At 59.6% G+C, this 3741-nt stretch carries 2 protein-coding genes and 3 pseudogenes; 2 read left to right on the top strand and 3 right to left on the bottom strand.

Annotation, left to right across the window (positions count from 1 at the left end; genetic code table 11):
- Positions 1-89: 89 nt before the first annotated feature.
- Together EOB80_RS34070 and EOB80_RS35790 are read right to left on the bottom strand one after the other, a co-directional pair.
- Positions 90-240, bottom strand: a pseudogene (locus EOB80_RS34070) (thioredoxin domain-containing protein); the annotation flags it as partial.
- A gap of 287 nt (positions 241-527) precedes the next feature.
- Positions 528-734: pseudogene (locus tag EOB80_RS35790) on the bottom strand (pyridoxal-phosphate dependent enzyme); the annotation flags it as partial.
- Here EOB80_RS35790 and EOB80_RS34060 point away from each other — a divergent pair.
- Positions 640-1581, top strand: coding sequence for a TauD/TfdA family dioxygenase (locus EOB80_RS34060; RefSeq protein WP_281041029.1), 942 nt, complete (start codon positions 640-642; stop codon positions 1579-1581). The pseudogene EOB80_RS35790 and the gene EOB80_RS34060 sit on opposite strands and share 95 nt — an antisense overlap.
- Positions 1582-2175: 594 nt before the next feature.
- Here EOB80_RS34060 and EOB80_RS34725 read toward each other — a convergent pair.
- On the bottom strand, positions 2176-2445 hold the full coding sequence (locus EOB80_RS34725) for a hypothetical protein (RefSeq protein ID WP_024504272.1): 270 nt from the start codon (positions 2443-2445) through the stop codon (positions 2176-2178).
- A 993-nt stretch (positions 2446-3438) separates the two neighbouring features.
- On the opposite strand from EOB80_RS34725, the pseudogene EOB80_RS34050 reads away from it, so the two are divergent.
- Positions 3439-3585: pseudogene (locus EOB80_RS34050) on the top strand (multicopper oxidase domain-containing protein); the annotation flags it as partial.
- Positions 3586-3741 lie beyond the last annotated feature (156 nt).

Genomic DNA, 3741 nt, shown 5'->3' with positions numbered 1-3741 from the left:
CTTGTGCACCTGCCGGTCGATTTCGAGAAAGCCTGTTACCTTGCCCATAGTCCAGCTCCTGCTGTCCAGATGGCGCGCCTGGCGACGCCCTGCAGCTGGATCAGATGGGGCATCCCGTCCCACATGGGCCGCACCAAGTTGCCCAAAATTCGACTATGTACACTTGCCGGGCTCAAAGCTCGTGAGGGGCTCGCCATGCAGCCAGTTCTCGACTCTAATCGAAGGAGCCGGGGACTCCATCTGCAATACCACGTTGCGGTCCAAAGCTATTTCCAAAGGTTTCTGCACGAGCTGGTTTCCTCTCAGAGACGGCACACGGGTTCAGGGAGGAGCGCATCGCTCGTCTTGCCCCATTAAGTGCAGTCACAGTCACTCAGTCTCAAAAGCCATGCCAACGCGCTCAGCGCGCAGTTAGCGCCCATTGCTTCGAAAAACCTCGTCAGTGCCCAGATGTTGGTTGTAATGAACCTGACATTTGTCTGACGCTGTCAGCTTTTGGACACGCGATCACGCGCTTCGTGCCGCCAGGCCAGGCCGAGCCCTGTGTTGCCAGCGGTCGCTTCGATGATTGTACCGCCCGGCGCGAGCTGGCCACGCTGTTCGGCATTAACGATCATCGACAACGCAATGCGATCCTTGATCGATCCGCCGGGATTTTGGCTTTCGAGCTTGACGAAGAGAATTCCTGACTCCGACGTTGTACCGCTGACCAGCCGTGTTGGAGCTGAAATCAGAGGCGTTCGCCTTGGTGGAGACCTTTCGGACGCAGCGATAGCAGCCATCAACCAGCTTCTTCTAAAACACAAGGTGATCTTCTTCCGCGGCCAGGAGCATCTCGACGATGCGGAGCAGGAATTGTTCGCGCGGCGTCTGGGTAACCTTGTACCTCATCCCACGCAGGGGCCGGCAGCCGGCACGGCCTCAATCCTCAATCTCGATTCCGGCCGTGGCGGTGGCAGGCCAGACCAGTGGCATACCGATGTGACTTTCGTCGATGCCTATCCGAAATTCTCGGTCCTACGTGGCGTCGTCATTCCGGCGGCGGGGGGCGACACGATCTGGTCCAACACGCACGCCGCGTACGAGAATCTGCCGGCGCCGCTCAAAATATTGGCGGACAATCTGTGGGCTATTCATAGCAATGCCTACGACTACGCAGCCGTGCGCCCGCGCGCCACAGCCGAAGAGAAGAAGCACTTCGAGGAAGTTTTCACATCGACGATCTACGAGACCGAGCATCCGGTCGTGCGCGTCCATCCGGAAACCGGGGAGAAGTCGCTGCTGCTCGGCAATTTCGTGCAGCGCCTCGTCGGCCTTTCCAAGAGCGATTCCGCCAAACTCTACGAGGTGTTCCAGTCCTACGTCACTGCCCCGGAAAATACCGTGCGGTGGCGCTGGCAAGTAGGCGACGTCGCTATCTGGGACAACCGTGCTAACCAGCATTATGCGGTCAACGACTATGGCGACCAGCACCGGGTTGTGCGTCGCGCTACGGTTGACGGTGACGTTCCGATCGGCGTCGACGGTCGCCGCAGTATAACCCATGTCAAGGCAGCCAAGCCGGCGGCGAAGGCAGCCTGACCGTCTGAACAGGGTAAAGATGAAAACTTCGTATCGCCGCGGCCATATCGCGCTGCTTAACCGCCCCACAAAGCCTTATGATTTCCGAGAAGCAAGGCGAGTTGCGGGCTCGAGGCTTGGCCCGAAATCGAGGTCCTGCAGCGTGGCGCATGGCTCGAGTCGCTGCTCGTGGCCCCGCTGCAGCGGTACAGGTCCCCCACCGCCCCACCATCTCGCCCGCCCTGCACCTCGGATAGCGATCATTCACCGTTTGTTCATTATGATAGCGCACGATCATAACTGGACATGCTGGTAGCTCGTACATGCCTGAAGGCCCTGCGCGCCGACCCAGCGCCGGGGCCTTTTTACTTCCGCAAAATCGATTCCAGCAACGCGGGCACTTCGCAGGATGTCGGAATCCCGCGCTTGCGATGATACGCCGTACAGCGAATTGCGCGAGTCAAACGAATTTGGGTTTCTCAAATATAGAATCGTCGATACCGATCCTGATGGATCGAGCCTCGACGACGAAGTCAACCATCTTCAAACGGAATTATTCAACATTGCCGAGAGCTCCCGGTGTGCCGTCGAAGCCGACATTGGGGAGGTCAGCGGTCACCAACGATCATGGTGATCGCCAGCATCTTTCGTATTCACATAACCGTCGGCCTTGTACTTTCCCGAGGCCATGACATGAGTGGGTCTTCCAAGCACCGATTTGGCCCGGTAGGATTTGCAGGGGGCGCGGACAAGCGGATGAACAAACGGAATGATGCCGGAAAACTGCGCGCGCCTGCTGGGATTTAGCCGACCGTCGATAGGAACATAGCCCTGGTCGACGGCTTTCTGAAGGGCAAGAGTTTCGCCGACCTGGCTCAGGAACATGGCTTGTCGACAACGAGGGTGCGCCAAATCATCGAGAAGGCCGATCGGCTCGTGGGCGGCGCATTCAGACCAAGACTGAAACGTCCAACGCCTCGCCTCGGTCCGATTTCATGGTCGACTATCCCTATGTGTGCAAATGGCCGAGAAGCACCGGCTGGGTAGCGTCACGCCGCATCATTCTTTGCGGAGCTGGAGCGCGCGGGATCGCTGGAGCGGCTGGTGAAAGCGGTTGCCGGGGCGCACAACACGTGAGCTGGCGCCTCGTGTGGCAAAAGGAGAGGGCGAGAGCCCATGGCCTGCAATGAAGCGATCAAGCATTGCGATCGTGGAACCAAGCTAGTCGACCATCCGGACCGCGGCCTTCAATGCCAGCTCGCCTTGGAATCGGCCTTCCAGGAATTGGCTGAGCGCGCAGCGGAATCCGGCTGGACCGAGGAGATAGCCACGCGCTCCTCGAACTCGCCGGCGCGCGCCTCAGGAGCGACTCCGCCAATGACAGACTGAGAGGACGATTAATCGTGCCAGGGCAACGAGAGAGCGGCAGGTTCAAGAAGCTTCGCCTGAACCGATAGGAACGTCGCTGCGCCAATAAAATTGGCGGTGAAGGCTGACCGCGGCCGAGTCGGGCAAGCGAGCGAAGTGCTGAAATAAGGGCGTGAGAATCCAAGACATCGTTTGTAGAGAGCATCGAGCTTCGCGAGATTGTGGTACAGGATCGACCGCAGGTGTTCTCGCAGCGCTCGCAGAACCCGGGATTCTTCCGCGGCACCCGCCAAGGCGAAGAACGGTCAGAGTTGCACGATAACGTTTAAAAGCGAGCCTTCCTCCGAAAGTCTGCGCGCGCAGTTCCACGGTCCGATGCGCTTTCATAGCTATTCCAATCGCCGCGCCCATCCTCTCCCGGATCAGGTCCAGCGGGTCTGCAGTGCATGCGCCCCCAAAGTGGACGCCATTGGGCCGGGTGAACCGGGCTCGATTGCGCGCCGAAGGCCCGTTCCAGGCCCGGAAATCCGGGTCCGTCAGGGCGAGCGCGTGCGGGTCGAGGTAGAGAACGGCCTTGCCGAGAAAACGACCGTGCACTGGCATCGCGTGCGTGTGCCACATGCCATGGATGGCGTGCCTCACCTCACGCAGAAGCCCGCGAAAAGGCAACGGAAGATCTAGCATTTATGGGGGAAATGTTTTTTCGGAGTGCTTGACCCGCAGGAAGGGCAGGGCATGACTGCCTATCGCCCGACCCGGCCGGCCGCACTCATGACCGGCTGGGCTCGGTTAATCCTGCATGCCGCGCCCATG

The sequence above is a fragment of the Mesorhizobium sp. M7A.F.Ca.MR.245.00.0.0 genome (genome assembly GCF_003997415.1).
GTDB lineage: Bacteria > Pseudomonadota > Alphaproteobacteria > Rhizobiales > Rhizobiaceae > Mesorhizobium.
The sequence above is the reverse complement of the archived record's forward strand: the minus strand, read 5'-3'. Positions and strand labels throughout refer to the sequence as shown.